The sequence below is a fragment of the Bacillus sp. LH1 genome (assembly GCF_057924895.1).
The window spans coordinates 4,249,047-4,263,293 of record NZ_CM175007.1; the positions used below are offsets into that span (position 1 = coordinate 4,249,047).

15 protein-coding genes and 2 other annotated features (1 of these 17 cut by a window edge) are annotated in these 14,247 nt (G+C 36.3%); of the genes, 3 read left to right on the forward strand and 12 right to left on the reverse strand.

Going from position 1 to position 14,247, the window contains the following annotated elements; translation table 11 throughout:
• Positions 1-62, forward strand: a binding site (T-box leader) (it extends 167 nt beyond the left edge of the window).
• Positions 63-112: 50 nt separating this feature from the next.
• Positions 113-340, forward strand: a binding site (T-box leader).
• A gap of 161 nt (positions 341-501) precedes the next feature.
• Positions 502-2,256, forward strand: coding sequence for an aromatic amino acid hydroxylase (locus ACX9TM_RS22015; RefSeq protein ID WP_065382306.1), 1,755 nt, complete (start codon positions 502-504; stop codon positions 2,254-2,256).
• The gene (locus tag ACX9TM_RS22020; protein ID WP_000979538.1) at positions 2,237-2,551 is read left to right on the forward strand and encodes a 4a-hydroxytetrahydrobiopterin dehydratase; all 315 of its coding nucleotides are present in this window, start codon (positions 2,237-2,239) and stop codon (positions 2,549-2,551) included. The genes ACX9TM_RS22015 and ACX9TM_RS22020 overlap by 20 nt, the downstream gene beginning before the upstream one ends.
• Before the next feature lie 15 nt (positions 2,552-2,566).
• On the opposite strand, the gene ACX9TM_RS22025 is transcribed toward ACX9TM_RS22020, so the two are convergent.
• Together ACX9TM_RS22025 and ACX9TM_RS22030 are read right to left on the reverse strand one after the other, a co-directional pair.
• Positions 2,567-3,424 carry a VOC family protein gene (locus tag ACX9TM_RS22025; RefSeq protein ID WP_000009840.1) on the reverse strand — a complete coding sequence of 286 codons (858 nt, stop codon included), beginning with the start codon at positions 3,422-3,424 and terminating at the stop codon, positions 2,567-2,569.
• Positions 3,425-3,444: 20 nt separating this feature from the next.
• Positions 3,445-3,849 carry a DoxX family protein gene (locus ACX9TM_RS22030; protein WP_001071553.1) on the reverse strand — a complete coding sequence of 135 codons (405 nt, stop codon included), beginning with the start codon at positions 3,847-3,849 and terminating at the stop codon, positions 3,445-3,447.
• Positions 3,850-4,005: 156 nt separating this feature from the next.
• Between ACX9TM_RS22030 and ACX9TM_RS22035 the strand changes: the two genes are divergently transcribed.
• The gene (locus tag ACX9TM_RS22035; protein ID WP_001020693.1) at positions 4,006-4,551 is read left to right on the forward strand and encodes a helix-turn-helix domain-containing protein; all 546 of its coding nucleotides are present in this window, start codon (positions 4,006-4,008) and stop codon (positions 4,549-4,551) included.
• A 36-nt stretch (positions 4,552-4,587) separates the two neighbouring features.
• On the opposite strand, the gene ACX9TM_RS22040 is transcribed toward ACX9TM_RS22035, so the two are convergent.
• The 10 genes from ACX9TM_RS22040 to ACX9TM_RS22085 all read right to left on the reverse strand — a co-directional run bounded on the left by ACX9TM_RS22040 (position 4,588) and on the right by ACX9TM_RS22085 (position 14,244).
• Positions 4,588-4,965, reverse strand: coding sequence for a hotdog family protein (locus ACX9TM_RS22040; RefSeq protein WP_065382305.1), 378 nt, complete (start codon positions 4,963-4,965; stop codon positions 4,588-4,590).
• Positions 4,966-5,086: 121 nt separating this feature from the next.
• On the reverse strand, positions 5,087-5,545 hold the full coding sequence (locus ACX9TM_RS22045) for a GNAT family N-acetyltransferase (RefSeq protein WP_000276126.1): 459 nt from the start codon (positions 5,543-5,545) through the stop codon (positions 5,087-5,089).
• Between the two features lie 70 nt (positions 5,546-5,615).
• Positions 5,616-6,155: a GNAT family N-acetyltransferase gene (locus ACX9TM_RS22050; protein ID WP_004408018.1), complete on the reverse strand. Its 540-nt coding sequence runs from the start codon at positions 6,153-6,155 to the stop codon at positions 5,616-5,618.
• Between the two features lie 427 nt (positions 6,156-6,582).
• Positions 6,583-6,978: an ankyrin repeat domain-containing protein gene (locus ACX9TM_RS22055; protein WP_065382307.1), complete on the reverse strand. Its 396-nt coding sequence runs from the start codon at positions 6,976-6,978 to the stop codon at positions 6,583-6,585.
• Entirely contained in the window at positions 6,945-7,763 is an 819-nt protein-coding gene (locus ACX9TM_RS22060; RefSeq protein WP_072770291.1) for an ABC transporter ATP-binding protein, read from the reverse strand. The genes ACX9TM_RS22055 and ACX9TM_RS22060 overlap by 34 nt, the downstream gene beginning before the upstream one ends.
• Positions 7,750-8,778 carry a FecCD family ABC transporter permease gene (locus ACX9TM_RS22065; RefSeq protein ID WP_002026345.1) on the reverse strand — a complete coding sequence of 343 codons (1,029 nt, stop codon included), beginning with the start codon at positions 8,776-8,778 and terminating at the stop codon, positions 7,750-7,752. The genes ACX9TM_RS22060 and ACX9TM_RS22065 overlap by 14 nt, the downstream gene beginning before the upstream one ends.
• A 5-nt stretch (positions 8,779-8,783) precedes the next feature.
• Positions 8,784-9,731: an ABC transporter substrate-binding protein gene (locus ACX9TM_RS22070; protein WP_000748457.1), complete on the reverse strand. Its 948-nt coding sequence runs from the start codon at positions 9,729-9,731 to the stop codon at positions 8,784-8,786.
• Positions 9,732-9,888: 157 nt separating this feature from the next.
• Positions 9,889-10,116, reverse strand: coding sequence for a YrhC family protein (locus ACX9TM_RS22075; protein ID WP_000661263.1), 228 nt, complete (start codon positions 10,114-10,116; stop codon positions 9,889-9,891).
• A gap of 126 nt (positions 10,117-10,242) precedes the next feature.
• Positions 10,243-12,846: a bifunctional acetaldehyde-CoA/alcohol dehydrogenase gene (gene adhE, locus ACX9TM_RS22080; protein ID WP_000260510.1), complete on the reverse strand. Its 2,604-nt coding sequence runs from the start codon at positions 12,844-12,846 to the stop codon at positions 10,243-10,245.
• Positions 12,847-13,110: 264 nt separating this feature from the next.
• Entirely contained in the window at positions 13,111-14,244 is a 1,134-nt protein-coding gene (locus ACX9TM_RS22085) for a bifunctional cystathionine gamma-lyase/homocysteine desulfhydrase (protein WP_001201908.1), read from the reverse strand.
• Between the last annotated feature and the right edge of the window lie 3 nt (positions 14,245-14,247).

Sequence of the window (14,247 nt, forward strand, 5' to 3'; positions counted from 1 at the left end):
TGAGTGGTAAACAATTAGTTGTTTACAAATAGGGTGGTACCGCGATTTTTATCGTCCCTATCGGATTTTCCGATAGGGACTTTTTTGCGTCCATCCTCTTACACAATTTCATATATACGCGTTGAAAGAATCGCAGTAGTATCTTATATCCCTGTTACAGAGAGCTAATGGTCGGTGGAAATTAGCACATATATAAGTATGAATTACAATTCTGGAGCTTCTTTTTCGTAGTGCTTTTATGCATGAAGGAAAAGACGGAATTTTTCCGTTATCATTAATTGAGATGTAAGTATATTTTCACTTACAAATAGGGTGGTACCGCGATTCTTTCGCCCCTATCGGACTTTCCGATAGGGGATTTTTCTATTTCTCACAGAAACAGATGTTAAATAATTCCGAATCTTATGATAAAATTTTATAAGCGCTTACAAAAATGAAAGGAGGTGATACAAGCTATACGAAATCGATATTCAATTTTATTGAAAAAAGGAGGATGTCTAAATGACAAAGAAAACAGAAATTCCATCACATTTAAAACCATTCGTATCCACACAACATTATGATCAATACACACCGGTGAATCACGCTGTGTGGCGTTATATTATGAGACAAAATCATAGCTTCTTAAAAGACGTTGCTCATCCAGCCTATGTGAACGGACTACAATCATCTGGTATTAATATAGATTCAATTCCAAAAGTAGAAGAAATGAATGAGTGTTTGGCACCAAGTGGCTGGGGTGCTGTAACGATTGACGGACTTATTCCCGGCGTAGCATTCTTCGATTTCCAAGGACACGGATTACTACCAATCGCAACAGATATTCGGAAAGTAGAAAATATCGAGTACACACCAGCGCCAGATATCGTACACGAAGCCGCAGGACACGCACCGATTTTACTTGATCCTACATATGCAAAATATGTGAAACGTTTTGGGCAAATTGGTGCAAAAGCTTTCTCTACAAAAGAAGAACATGATGCATTTGAAGCTGTTCGTACATTAACGATAGTAAAAGAAAGCCCTACTTCTACTCCTGATGAAGTTAAGGCTGCTGAAAATGCTGTAATTGAAAAACAAAACTTAGTTTCTGGTTTATCAGAAGCTGAACAAATTTCACGTCTTTTCTGGTGGACAGTAGAATATGGATTGATTGGAAATATAGATGATCCAAAAATATATGGTGCTGGTCTCCTTTCTTCTGTTGGCGAAAGCAAACATTGCTTAACAGACGCTGTAGAAAAAGTTCCATTTTCTATCGAAGCATGTACAGGGACAACTTATGACGTAACAAAAATGCAACCACAACTATTCGTTTGCAAGTCCTTTGAAGAATTAACAGATGCGCTTGAAACATTTTCTAAAACAATGGCCTTTAAAACAGGTGGAAAAGAAGGTTTAGAAAAAGCAATTCACTCTGAGAACTATGCAACAGCTGAGCTAAATAGCGGATTACAAATTACAGGTACATTTAGCGAGACAATTGAAAACGATGCAGGTGAATTAATTTACATGCGAACAAATTCGCCAACGGCATTAGCACTTCATAATAAACAGTTAGCGAATCATTCTACTTCTGTACACAGTGACGGATTTGGAACACCAATTGGATTACTCACTGAAAATATTGCATTAGAAAATTGTACAGACGAACAACTACAATCATTAGGAATTACAATTGGAACTATCGCTGAGTTTACTTTTGCAAGTGGTATTCATGTAAAAGGAACAGTAACAGATATTGTAAAAAACGATAAGAAAATTGCTCTTATTTCCTTTATCGATTGCACAGTTACTTATAACGCCCGCGTTTTATTTGATGCTTCATGGGGCGCATTTGATATGGCTGTTGGCTCACAAATCACTTCAGTATTCCCAGGTGCCGCAGATGCAGCAGCATTTTTCCCAATGGATGAAGAAGTTCAAGAAATTCCTGCTCCACTTGTACTGAATGAACTTGAACGTATGTATCAAACAGTTCGAGATATTCGAAGTGAGGGGATTTTACACGAAGCGCATATCGATCAATTAGTAGCAATTCAAGAAGTATTAAATAAATTTTATGCGAAAGAATGGTTGCTGCGCCTTGAAGTATTAGAGTTACTTTTAGAGCATAACAAAGGGCATGAAACATCTGCAGCATTACTACATCAACTTTCTACTTTCACAACTGACGAAGCTGTAACACGCCTTATTAACAATGGTCTTGCGTTACTTCCAGTAAAGGATGTGAAAAATGATGCTAAGATTAACTGAAGAAGAAGTTCACGAGGAATTATTGAAGGTAGATAAATGGATGGTAAAAGATGAGAAATGGATTGAACGAAAATATATGTTTTCCGACTACTTAAAAGGAGTCGAATTTGTCTCTGAAGCCGCCAAACTATCAGAAGAACATAATCACCATCCATTTATCCTTATCCAGTATAAAGCAGTTATTATTACTTTGTCATCTTGGAATGCAAAAGGTTTAACGAAACTAGATTTTGAGCTTGCAAAACAATTTGATGAACTATTTTTACAAAACGAAAACGCAATTATAAGAAAATAAAAAAGAGAAGCCTTTTTAGGCTTCTCCTTTTATTTTGAAATGGATACAATGTCCAAATGGATCCTCGACTTGTAATATTCCATCTTTGTACGTAGCAATCTTGCCAATATTTTTTAAGCTTTCACATACTTGCTCTTTTTGTTTTTCATCCGCTAGTACAATTGTGAAATATTTTAAACCAACAGAACCTGGCATTTGCGGTGGTACCCCTTCACCTTGCCACGTATTTAAACCGATATGGTGATGATAACCACCTGCTGATACGAACAACGCTCCATTACGAGCTGGGATCGTTACTTCAAAACCAAGACCATCAACATAGAAACGTTTCGCTTCCTCTAAATCAGCTACATGGAAATGAATATGCCCCATCACAGTACCAGCTGGAAATCCATTCCATGTACTTCCTTGCTGTAATAATTCTTCACCAGCTAACGGGTTACTAACAAATGGGAGTTCTCCATTCTCATCACGCCAAACTTCTTTTTGTCGATCATGATAAATTTCAATCCCGTTTCCATCTGGATCAGCTAAATAAAGAGCTTCACTAAAGTAATGATCGGCTCCGCCATGTAGTGGATATACCATCTCTACAAGATGACGAAGAACATTCGCTAAATCCTGCCTACTTGGTAATAAAATTGCGTAATGATATAACCCTGTTCTTCCTCTTTGTTTCGGAAAAGCTTCTTTCTTTTCTTCAATGATAAGAAGTGGTTCATCATTTTCATTCCCAAATGTAACGACTGCTTCTTCTTCTTTTAGCACCTTCATACTTAGTACTTCCGTATAAAACTCTAGTGATTTCTTTACATTAGATACGTATAAATGAACAACATCAAGTGTTGTATCGGGATGAAGTTGAAAACTCATCTTGTTAGCCCCCATTTAAATTAGTTCTTCTTTGACATTTTTTCTTTTAAGAAATTATCTACAAAACCATCAGCTTTTGCAACAAATAAATATGCACCCATTGCTAATAATGCAAGTTCTAATTCGAAACCAGGATTTTTTCCATCTCCCAATAAACCAGCTGACCATTTCACTTTTACGATTGCTCCAACCATAACAAGCGCAAATAATAATCCAATATATCTTACACCTAAACCTAGAATTAATAATAGGCCTCCAACTAATTCAAATGTTGCTACACCGTATGCAAGTCCTCCTGGTAAACCAATGCTTGTAAACCACCCTGCAATATTGTCAATTCCTGATTGGAATTTTGTTAAACCGTGCATGAAGAATGTTACCCCTAACACGATACGAATAATTAAGTTACCAATATGTTGATTCATTTCTTTCTCTCCTTTATAGTTTTCTTATACAAAACTTTTATTTACATTACAAAACATACACTAATTTTTTTTATTCGTCAATTCATTTTCACTGGGAAAAAATATATTTTTTTTGCTATGATACAAATAGTTGTTTACAAAAAGGAGCTTGATTTTATGAATATTGGTTCTGCAATACGTGAAATTCGTCAACGTAGGGGCATAACAATCGCACAAATTTGTGAGGGAACAGGTCTTTCTAAAGGATTTATGAGTCAGGTTGAAAATAATAAAACATCACCATCTATCTCAACTTTAGAAACGATCTCCAATTTTTTAAACGTTCCCCTTCCCTATTTATTGTTAGAGCAAAAAGATCGATTAAAAATTGTCAAAAAAGAAGAACGGAAATACAGTGTATACGGCAAAGATGAGCAAAGAATTGAACATGTTGCGGAGCAAGGGGGCCTTCGCCTATCTTTAGTAGAAATCCCTACTGGATTCCCGAAAGAAAATTCACCAAATGCCCATGAAGGGGAAGAATGTCACCTTGTATTACGCGGAAAATTAGAAGTTCAGCACGGTGAGGATATTGCAATTGTAGAAGAAGGTGATTCTTTCTCATGGAATGCATGCGTTCCTCATATTGTTCGTAATATAGGAGAAGAAACTGCATTATTACTCATCTCTAGTTATGCAGAAAATCGAAAACGTGTTTACTAAATAATAAAAAAGAAGCCTGTTAAACAGGCTTCTTTTTTATCCCCTTATAATTCCATAACTTGTCCCAACTAGTACAGTCTTTTCATGCTGATTGCGATAAACTGACTCGATTGAAACTTTTTTATAGCCTTCCATTTGCTCAACATTTGTTAAAGTTAGTTCACAAGTGATCGTATCTCCTGTGAAAACTGGTCTAATAAACTCACTTACTAATTCTCTTGCTATGTAATGTAACTCTTCTCCCACTTTCGTCCCAATGCTAGCAGTCAATAAACCATGAACCATTAATCTTCCATTTTCATCGTATTCCACATGGTGTCTACCTTTATCACCGGTAATATTTGCAAATTTAAAAACTTCTTCCTCAGTAAATCTTCTTTCATATTTAAATACATCCCCAGCTTTTACACTCATTTTTATCCCCCTAATAATAAACAGAATTTTCTTTTATTTTATCATAAAACGAGCCTCAATCCATTCTCTATTATCAAAAGTCTCAAAATTACCTCGCTATACTTTTTTACTTTCCATTCATTTATCGGTGACCATCTCTTTTCGCGACTTGGTATCCATAATACGCACATGTTCCATTTCTCGATAGCTCTCTAACTTCAAATCCACAACTTCTATAAAAATCAAAATTGTTCGCTGATGTATGCGCAAACCAATCACCGTGGGGAAGTTTTTGCAGGCAAAGAGCTACAAGCTTCTTACCTAATCCCTTCCCTCTATATTCACACTTCACAACTAAATTTACTATGTTCGCAATCATAATTCCATCAGAAATGACTCTAACCATCGCAATCATCTCTTCCTCATCCCAAATTGTGAAAGCCCATGTTGAATTTTCGAATGCTATCGTAAATTTTTCAATTTGCCAAGAAGGGATATTATCATTACTCCAACCGGCATCTTCAAATAAAGCTTTAATTGCATATGCTGGTACACTACTCGTTCCCTCACGAATAATAAGTCCATTATGATAAATGTACATGTAACCCCTCCCTTTATTTTCATATACCATTCTTCAAAAAATGCAATTTACCTTTAAAAAAGTAATTTTTTCATCCAACACGCTTAATAGAATAAACTAGAGCATCGATTCCATGAAATGACGTTGTTTTCTCGTAGCTGAGCCCAGTTTTTCTAGCAACAAATATTGAGGCAGGATGATTCGGATTAATAAGAGAAATTAATTTATTCATTCGTAATGCTTGGAAACCATAGTCACGAAATGCTGCCGCCGCTTCTTTTGCATACCCTTTTCCCCAATACTGAGGAAGTAACCAATAACCAATTTCAATTTCCTCTTTTCCATCTATTTTCTGCTTTACCAGCCCTGCATGACCAATTCTTGTTCCCGTTTCCTTTTCAATCAATACAAATAAACCGAGACCGTTTTTATAGCTAGGAATCACCCATTCCTCCAGACTTTTTTTACACTGCATATATGTTTTTAATGTCCCATTTCCAATATAACGCATTACCTTCTCGTTCCCCCATAGTGAAGCGTAGAACTGTAAATCATCCATTGTATATTTGCGAATTTGTAAACGTTCTGTATGAAACATGCTGGCACTCCTTTCCACTAATTTATTCTTCATTTCACGATCATGTTTTGTATGTATACGGTATGTTACTATTTATTATAAAGTGAAACTTTAATCAGTGGGGAATTTTGTTCACCCCACTGATTATTAGCCTTTACCAATCGGACGTTTACGGGCAGTGGATCTCCCGTCTAACTTCTTTGCTTTAACTGAATTTTTAGGCAAGAGTCTTACTGCCTGGAAAATAGCGGGATAAATGAACCAACGATAAAATACACAATATTCATTCCAAATAACTAAAAAAAGCAGTAGACAAATATTGTCCACTGCATCCATATCATAACTAGCATAAAGAAAACTACAATTGAGGGGGGTGTAGGATTTTCAAATATACTAGATACTTATCCCGTTCTAACGGGCGGTAAACTTTCCAATTGTTTCAAGTGAAAAGTTTACCGCTCATAAGAACTTCCTTCGTTCATTAAGATAGTATTGCTAGATAATCATATACACGCTTAGATTTCTCTCCACCCATTCGTGCATGTTGAAGAAGAGAAATACCATGAGGGCCAGATGCACGCAATGCTTCTGGTTGAGCTACTAAAATAGCTTGTACAACTTCTAATTCACCAAGCATAGCTGCTGCAAAAATATCCATCCGAGCACCCTTTTCTAGTAAATAAAGAGCAATATCTTTACGACCTACATGTGCCGCTGCTCCTAACGCACTTTCCCAATCTGATCCGCCCCAATTGTAAGCGGCATGAAGTAAGCTTGGCGATTCAACCAACAATTCTTGTACTTTCTCTAAATCTCCGTGAGCTGCCATAACAAATTCTCTTACTAACTCAGTGGTAATACGTTCTTCGATTCGCATCTTACTCCTCCTTTTTTAGAGATTCGTTTCGGTGTGAAAAATGGCTTGTCGCTTCCTTGAAAAATATCTACATCTATGCCAAATACACGTTGAAACATTTCATGACATAGTACTTCTTCTGGTACACCGTCATACTGAAGCTTCCCTCGCTTTAATACGAGTAAGCGATCGCTATATTGAGCCGCTTGGTTAATATCATGTAAAACCATTATAATTGTCATCCCAAATTCCTCATTTAATCGTTTCACAAGTTCCATTACTTCTAACTGATGAACGATATCTAAAAAGGTTGTTGGCTCATCCAATAATAAGACATTTGTACGTTGTGCTAGCGTCATTGCAATCCAGGCACGTTGTCTTTCTCCTCCCGATAAAGATTGTAAAAGGCGATATTCATACCCTTCAAGATTTGTAACAGACAATGCCCAATCAACAATTTCTTCATCTTCTTTATTTAAGCGGCTACTCCATGATTTATGTGGACCTCTTCCGAACTCAATTAGTTCTTTCACTGTTAAGTCTAATTGATGATCATGCATTTGTGGTAACATTGCTAATTGCTTCGCTACATCAGCACTCTTCATCATATGAATATTTTTCCCATCTAAAATGATGTCCCCTTCGCTTTGTTTCAGTAGCCTTGCTATTAAACGAAGCAAAGTAGATTTTCCCGATCCATTCGGACCAATTAAACTAACGATTTCTCCAACCTTAATATGTACATTCATATTTTGCATTTGAAATCTTTCAGAGTGTGCGTAAAACACTTTGTTAACGGAAATCACTTTGTTTTCCTCCTCTATGAATTAAATATAAGAAGAACGGACCACCTAAGAAGGACAGTAAAATACCAACAGGCAATTCGATTGGGTCAAACCAACTTCGAGCTATTGCATCCGCAAAAACAAGTAATACCCCGCCGCCAAGGCATGATAAAGGTAGCAAATATCTATAATCATTTCCAACTAATAAACGTAGCATATGTGGTACGACAAGACCGACAAATCCAATAAGACCAGACACACTTACTGCAATTCCAGCTAATAATGTACTTACTACGATTAAATAAAACCGACTTTTTTCCACATTATGTCCTAATAACTTTGCCATTTCATCTCCAAGCATTAACACTCGAATATGCTTAATACCAAAGAAAGCTAATATAATGGCGAATATTGCATAATAAATAATCATGTTTAAATGTGCCCAACTTACACCACCAATACCGCCCGCTAACCACGGTAACACCGATTGTACTTTGTCACTATGTAATAACATTAATGCTGACGTTGCTGCACCAATTAATGCATTGATCGACACCCCTACTAAGACGATCCTTGAAGGTGGTGCCCCTTTTTGCCATGATAAAGCATAAATAACCATCGCTGTTATGAAAGCTCCTAAAAACGCCCCTAGTGGTAAAAAAGCTAGATGCTGTGGAAATAAAATCATGATGACAATTGCTACAAAGCCTGCTCCAGATGAAACTCCGATAATACCAGGATCTGCAAGAGGGTTTCTCATAACCCCTTGTAGCAGTGTACCAGATGCAGCTAAACATGTTCCTACTATAAACCCAATAAGCACTCTCGGTATGCGAAGATCCCATACAATTCGATGAACTGTTGAACCTTCCTCTTGTATACCTGTTAAAATATCTCGTATAGAAAAGGATAAACTTCCTGCGAAAAGACCGTACAAGAGACCTAGGATTGTTAATATAACTAAAGTAACTGCTATTATCCATCTTTTTTTCGCAAAAGGATGTTCCTTTTCTCTTACTACTTCACTACTTTCCATACGTATCATTTCCTTACATCTTGTATACTTTTATACATAAAGTCCATTGCTTCTGTAACTTTTGTACCAGGATTAGATCCAAATAAATCAGGTGGCAAAATAACTACGCGGTTTTGTTTTACTGCCTCTAAATTTTTCCACGCTTCATTTTTCATCATTTCGCCTTCGAATGCTTTTTTCACACTTTTTGGATCTCCGTGTGTAATTAAATAAATCACATCTGGATTCGCCTCAATAATACGTTCTACACTTAGCTGTGCATATTGCGGATATTCTTTCGTTTCTGGAAAATCAGAAGCAATATTTTTTCCGCCTGTTTTTTCTAAAATATCACCTGATAAAGATGTTGGTAATGCCGCTAAATAAGTACCTGGTGCGCCATACACTAGCAATGCTTTCACATCGCTCTTTTTCTCATATTTCTTCATTTGATCATTCATTTTTTGATTAATTTCTTTTGCTTTATCTTCTTTCTTCATTACCGTTCCGTATAATTCAATATTCTTTTGAATATCTTGTACAGAATTCGCAGAAGAAATGATAACTTGCGTTCCTTGTCCTTCAACCGTTGGCACATTCTTTTGGAATCCATTGTTAGCAACAAGTACATCGGGCTTTAAACTAGCAATTTGCTCAAAATTCGGTTGATGTGCATTCCCAATTACTTGTGCTTTCTTTAACTCCTCTGGAAGAGTTAATTTCGTATCCGGGCGACCTACTATTTTTCCACCTAAAGCATGAATAATATCCATGTCCCCCATACTTAATGTTGCAAAACTTTCTGGCACTTTATCGAATGTTACCTTTCTTCCTGATAGGTCGGTAATTTCGATTTTCTCTTTTCCTTTTTCTGTTTTGGTTGCAGACGCTTTTTCGTCCCCTTTGGCACTGCAACCTATTAACAAGAAAAAAATAGATAAAATCGCTGTAAATAGCGTAATAGATTTTTTCATTCCTTCACCTCTAATTGATAATGATAATCATTAACTACTATTCTACTTTAATTGATAAGGATTATCATTGTCAACACGAAACGCATACATTTTTCTACAAAAAACAAAAAGCGTGACAAAAAGATTTTTTCTTTTCGCCGCGCTCTAGTTAACAATATTATTCACATTCATTTTCCTCTAGCTGGTCACGCATCACTTTCACACGCTGAAAGAAAAAGAACGATAAACTTAAAAATATAACGATGCTCCCCATCATAACAAAAAATTGGATTGTCTCTTTTGCTCCATTCGGAATCAACAAGCCAACCATTAACAATGTACTTACAGCGAGAAGAATTTGTCCGAACCGAGTATAGTCTTCTATTTTTCCTTTTAATTCTTTCATTATATTCTCACTCCTCCATTTCACTGTATCATATTCTATGAAACTGAAAGACCAGTAAATACAGGCATTCTGGGAGATGTTTTCCAATAAAAAAAGAGCCGCTTTACTGCGGCTCTTTTTTTATCATTATTCACCTTTATATGCTTCCATATAAATTTCTTTCAGTTCTGAAATAAGCGGCAACTTTGGATTAGCAGTTGTACATTGATCTTCAAAAGCTCTTTCTGCTAATACTCCAACAACCTCTTCAAATTGCTCTTTATCTACTCCTTGTCCTGCAATACTCATATTAATATTTAAGCTTTTTCCAAGCTCAATAATTGCTTTGACGAGTGATTCCACCCCTTCTGCTGCCGAGCTTGCTGGAAGCCCGAGCATTCTCGCTATATGTGCATATCTTTCATCTGCCACAAAGTGCTCATATTTTGAGAACAATGCGTGTTTTCTTGGCTTAATAGCATTATAGCGGACTACATGCGGCATTAGAATGGCATTTGCGCGTCCGTGCGGAATATGGAATTCTGGTCCAATTTTATGTGCTAAGCTGTGATTAATACCGAGGAAAGCATTTGCAAATGCCATACCTGCAATTGCAGAAGCGTTATGCATTTTTTCTCTTGCTTCTTCATCATTTCCATCTTTATATGCTCTCGGTAAATATTTGAATACGAGATCAATAGCTTTTAATGCTAATCCATCTGTATAGTCATTTGCCATAACAGACACATACGCCTCAATTGCATGTGTTAAAACATCCATACCAGTATCTGCTGTTACATGTGGTGGTACTGTCATTACAAATTGCGGATCAACAATTGCTACATCTGGTGTTAATTCATAATCTGCAAGCGGATACTTTATATTATTTTTCTTATCTGTAATAACCGCAAATGGTGTCACTTCTGATCCCGTTCCTGATGTCGTTGGAATCGCAACAAACTGCGCCTTATTTCCTAATTCCGGATATTTACATGTACGTTTTCTTATATCTAAAAACTTCTGTTTAATGCCATAGAATGTCGTTTCTGGATGCTCATAGAATAACCACATTCCTTTTGCTGCATCCATAGCTGAACCACCACCAAGTGCGATAATTACATCTGGCTTAAAGCTTCTCATCATTTCCGCACCTTTAAAAACAGTTTCATCTGATGGATCTGGTTCGACCTCAAAGAAAACTTCAACTTTCACATCATTTGCATGCTTGTTTAAATAGTGCGCGACTGTATCGACATAGCCATGTTCAACCATTCCAGGGTCCGTTACAATAAATGCACGTGAAATGTTAGGCATATTTGCTAAATAAGCTGTAGCATGTTTTTCAAAATAAATTTTTGGTGGCAATTTGAACCACTGCATATTCTTTTTTCTATTTGCCAGCCTTTTTATATTTAATAAATGAGTGGCTGTTACATTTTGGGAAACTGAATTCTTTCCGTATGAACCACAACCAAGTGTAAGTGATGGAATAAATCCATTATATATATCCCCTATTCCACCTTGTGATGAAGGTGCATTTACAATGAGACGGCAAGCTTTCATACGTAACCCAAATTGCTTTTGCACATCTTTATTTGTAGAATGGATAACTGCTGAATGTCCTAAACCACCTAGGTTCAACATTTCTTCGCAATATGTAAATCCTTCTTCTAATGAATTCGCCTTCACACAAGCTAATACTGGACTCAGTTTCTCACGAGATAACGGATATGCTGCTCCGATACCTTGAATTTCAGCTACAAGCATTTTTGTATGTTCAGGAACAGTAATCCCAACTAAATCGGCAATATACTGTGCTGATTTCCCTACAATATCACTATTTACTGCACATGTATTTTCATTTATAACAAGCTTTTCTAATTTTTTTCTTTCTTCTTCTGTTACAAAGTAACAATTGTTTTCAATCATTTCTGTTTTAACATCATCATAGATTTCTTTATCGACAATGATTGCTTGTTCCGATGCACAAATCATACCGTTATCAAATGTTTTCGATAAAATTAAATCATTAACAGCTCGTTTTACATGTGCTGATTTTTCTATATAACACGGTACATTACCAGGCCCAACGCCTAACGCTGGTTTTCCAGTAGAGTAAGCTGATTTCACCATACCAGCGCCTCCAGTTGCTAGAACGAGTGCTACACCATCATGGTTCATTAATTGTTTCGTCGCTTCAACAGACGGTCTTTCAATCCATTGAATACAGTGTTTTGGTGCACCAGCTTTCATCGCTGCATCATATACTGTTTTCGCCGCTGCCACAGAACATTTTTGTGCGGAAGGATGAAACGCGAAAATAATTGGATTTCTTGTTTTTATCGCAATTAACGCTTTAAACATTGTTGTCGACGTTGGATTCGTTACTGGCGTTACCCCAGCTACTACACCGACAGGTTCCGCGATTTCTATTATTTCTTCATGAGAATCTTCGTGAATAATTCCTACCGTTTTATCTTGCTTTATACTATGCCAAATATATTCAGTGGCAAAAATATTTTTAATGCATTTGTCTTCATATACACCACGGCCAGTTTCTTCAACTGCTAATTTTGCTAGCGGCATATGTTGATCAACACCTGCTAATGCCATTTCATGAACAATGTTGTCAATTTCCTCTTGTGTAAAACTTTCTAATGCTTGTAAAGCTTGTTGACCATTATTTACTAGCGTATCAATCATCTTTTTTACTTCCTGCATTTCATTTACAACTTTCTCTTTGACTACCATGTAAATTTCCTCCTATTCTACTATCACGGTCCTTATATGTCCCTATAGGTCAAAATAAGTCCCAATTAACATAAAAAAATAGAGATGCTTTCCTACATGAATTTCATTGTTTGTGAAATGTTTCACAAGTTTGTTCGTGAGTAACATTTCCTGAATTCAATATACATGAAATCATTTCGTTTGTGTATGTCTATTTTGTGAAATATTTCACAAAATAATGTAATAAAAAAACGCACTGCTAATATAGAGCAGTGCGTTTTTTTATTATGCTAGCGCTTGTGCTAAATCTTCAATTAAATCTTCACCATCTTCAATACCGACAGAAATACGAATTAATGTATCTGTAATTCCTAATTCTTTGCGGCGATCTGCTGGGATTGATGCATGTGTCATTTGAGATGGAATAGAAATTAAACTTTCTACTGCTCCTAAACTTTCAGCAAGTGTAAAGTACTGCAATTTCTCAAGTACTTTATTTAATGTCTCTTCACTATCTACATCAAATGAGATAATAGCACCAAATCCATTTGCTTGTTCTGTTGCTAATTCGTGGTTTTGATGTGATTCAAGACCTGGGTAATATACTTTATTTACTTTTGGATGATTATTTAAGAACTCAGCAATAGCGCGTGAATTCGTTTCATGTTCTTCCATACGAATTCCTAACGTTTTTAAACCACGAAGTAGTAAGAAGCTGTCTTGTGGCCCAAGAATACCTCCTGTTGAGTTTTGTACAAAGTGAAGATCTTCTGCTAGTTGTGGGCTATTTACAACTACTAGACCTGCAACTACGTCACTATGACCTCCTAAATATTTCGTTGCACTATGAAGCACAATATCTGCTCCTAAAGAGATCGGCGACTGCCAATATGGCGTCATGAATGTGTTATCAATAATTGTTAATAAGTCTTTCTCTTTAGCAAGAGTAGATATTTTCTTAATATCAGTAATTTTTAGTAGTGGGTTCGTTGGTGTTTCTACATAAATTGCTTTCGTATTTGGACGAATCGCTTCTTCAACTTCCTCTAAGTTTGTTGTATCTACAAATGTATGCTCAATACCGAAACGGTTTAATACTTTCGTAATAACGCGGTATGTTCCGCCATACACATCATCTGTTAAAATAACGTGGTCACCTTTTGAGAACAACATAATTGTCGCTGTAATAGCAGCCATTCCTGAACCAAATGCAAATCCAGCATGCCCATTTTCTAATACAGCAATCATTTCTTCTAAAGCTGCACGTGTTGGGTTACCTGTACGTGAATATTCATATCCTTGATGCTTACCAACTGCTTCTTGTTTGTACGTACTTGTTTGATAAATCGGTACGTTTACAGATCCAGTTGAAGGTTCTCCTATGCGAATACCATGAATTAACTTTGTCTTTGCTCTCATTTT

Coding starts and splice junctions, on each gene's coding strand:
- ACX9TM_RS22015 (WP_065382306.1), top strand. CDS start 502: ATGACAAAGAAAACAGAAATTCCATCACATTTAAAACCATTCGTATCC.
- ACX9TM_RS22020 (WP_000979538.1), top strand. CDS start 2,237: ATGATGCTAAGATTAACTGAAGAAGAAGTTCACGAGGAATTATTGAAG.
- ACX9TM_RS22025 (WP_000009840.1), bottom strand. CDS start 3,424: ATGAGTTTTCAACTTCATCCCGATACAACACTTGATGTTGTTCATTTA.
- ACX9TM_RS22030 (WP_001071553.1), bottom strand. CDS start 3,849: ATGAATCAACATATTGGTAACTTAATTATTCGTATCGTGTTAGGGGTA.
- ACX9TM_RS22035 (WP_001020693.1), top strand. CDS start 4,006: ATGAATATTGGTTCTGCAATACGTGAAATTCGTCAACGTAGGGGCATA.
- ACX9TM_RS22040 (WP_065382305.1), bottom strand. CDS start 4,965: ATGAGTGTAAAAGCTGGGGATGTATTTAAATATGAAAGAAGATTTACT.
- ACX9TM_RS22045 (WP_000276126.1), bottom strand. CDS start 5,545: ATGTACATTTATCATAATGGACTTATTATTCGTGAGGGAACGAGTAGT.
- ACX9TM_RS22050 (WP_004408018.1), bottom strand. CDS start 6,155: ATGAAGAATAAATTAGTGGAAAGGAGTGCCAGCATGTTTCATACAGAA.
- ACX9TM_RS22055 (WP_065382307.1), bottom strand. CDS start 6,978: ATGCGAATCGAAGAACGTATTACCACTGAGTTAGTAAGAGAATTTGTT.
- ACX9TM_RS22065 (WP_002026345.1), bottom strand. CDS start 8,778: ATGGAAAGTAGTGAAGTAGTAAGAGAAAAGGAACATCCTTTTGCGAAA.
- ACX9TM_RS22070 (WP_000748457.1), bottom strand. CDS start 9,731: ATGAAAAAATCTATTACGCTATTTACAGCGATTTTATCTATTTTTTTC.
- ACX9TM_RS22075 (WP_000661263.1), bottom strand. CDS start 10,116: ATGAAAGAATTAAAAGGAAAAATAGAAGACTATACTCGGTTCGGACAA.
- adhE (WP_000260510.1), bottom strand. CDS start 12,846: ATGGTAGTCAAAGAGAAAGTTGTAAATGAAATGCAGGAAGTAAAAAAG.
- ACX9TM_RS22085 (WP_001201908.1), bottom strand. CDS start 14,244: ATGAGAGCAAAGACAAAGTTAATTCATGGTATTCGCATAGGAGAACCT.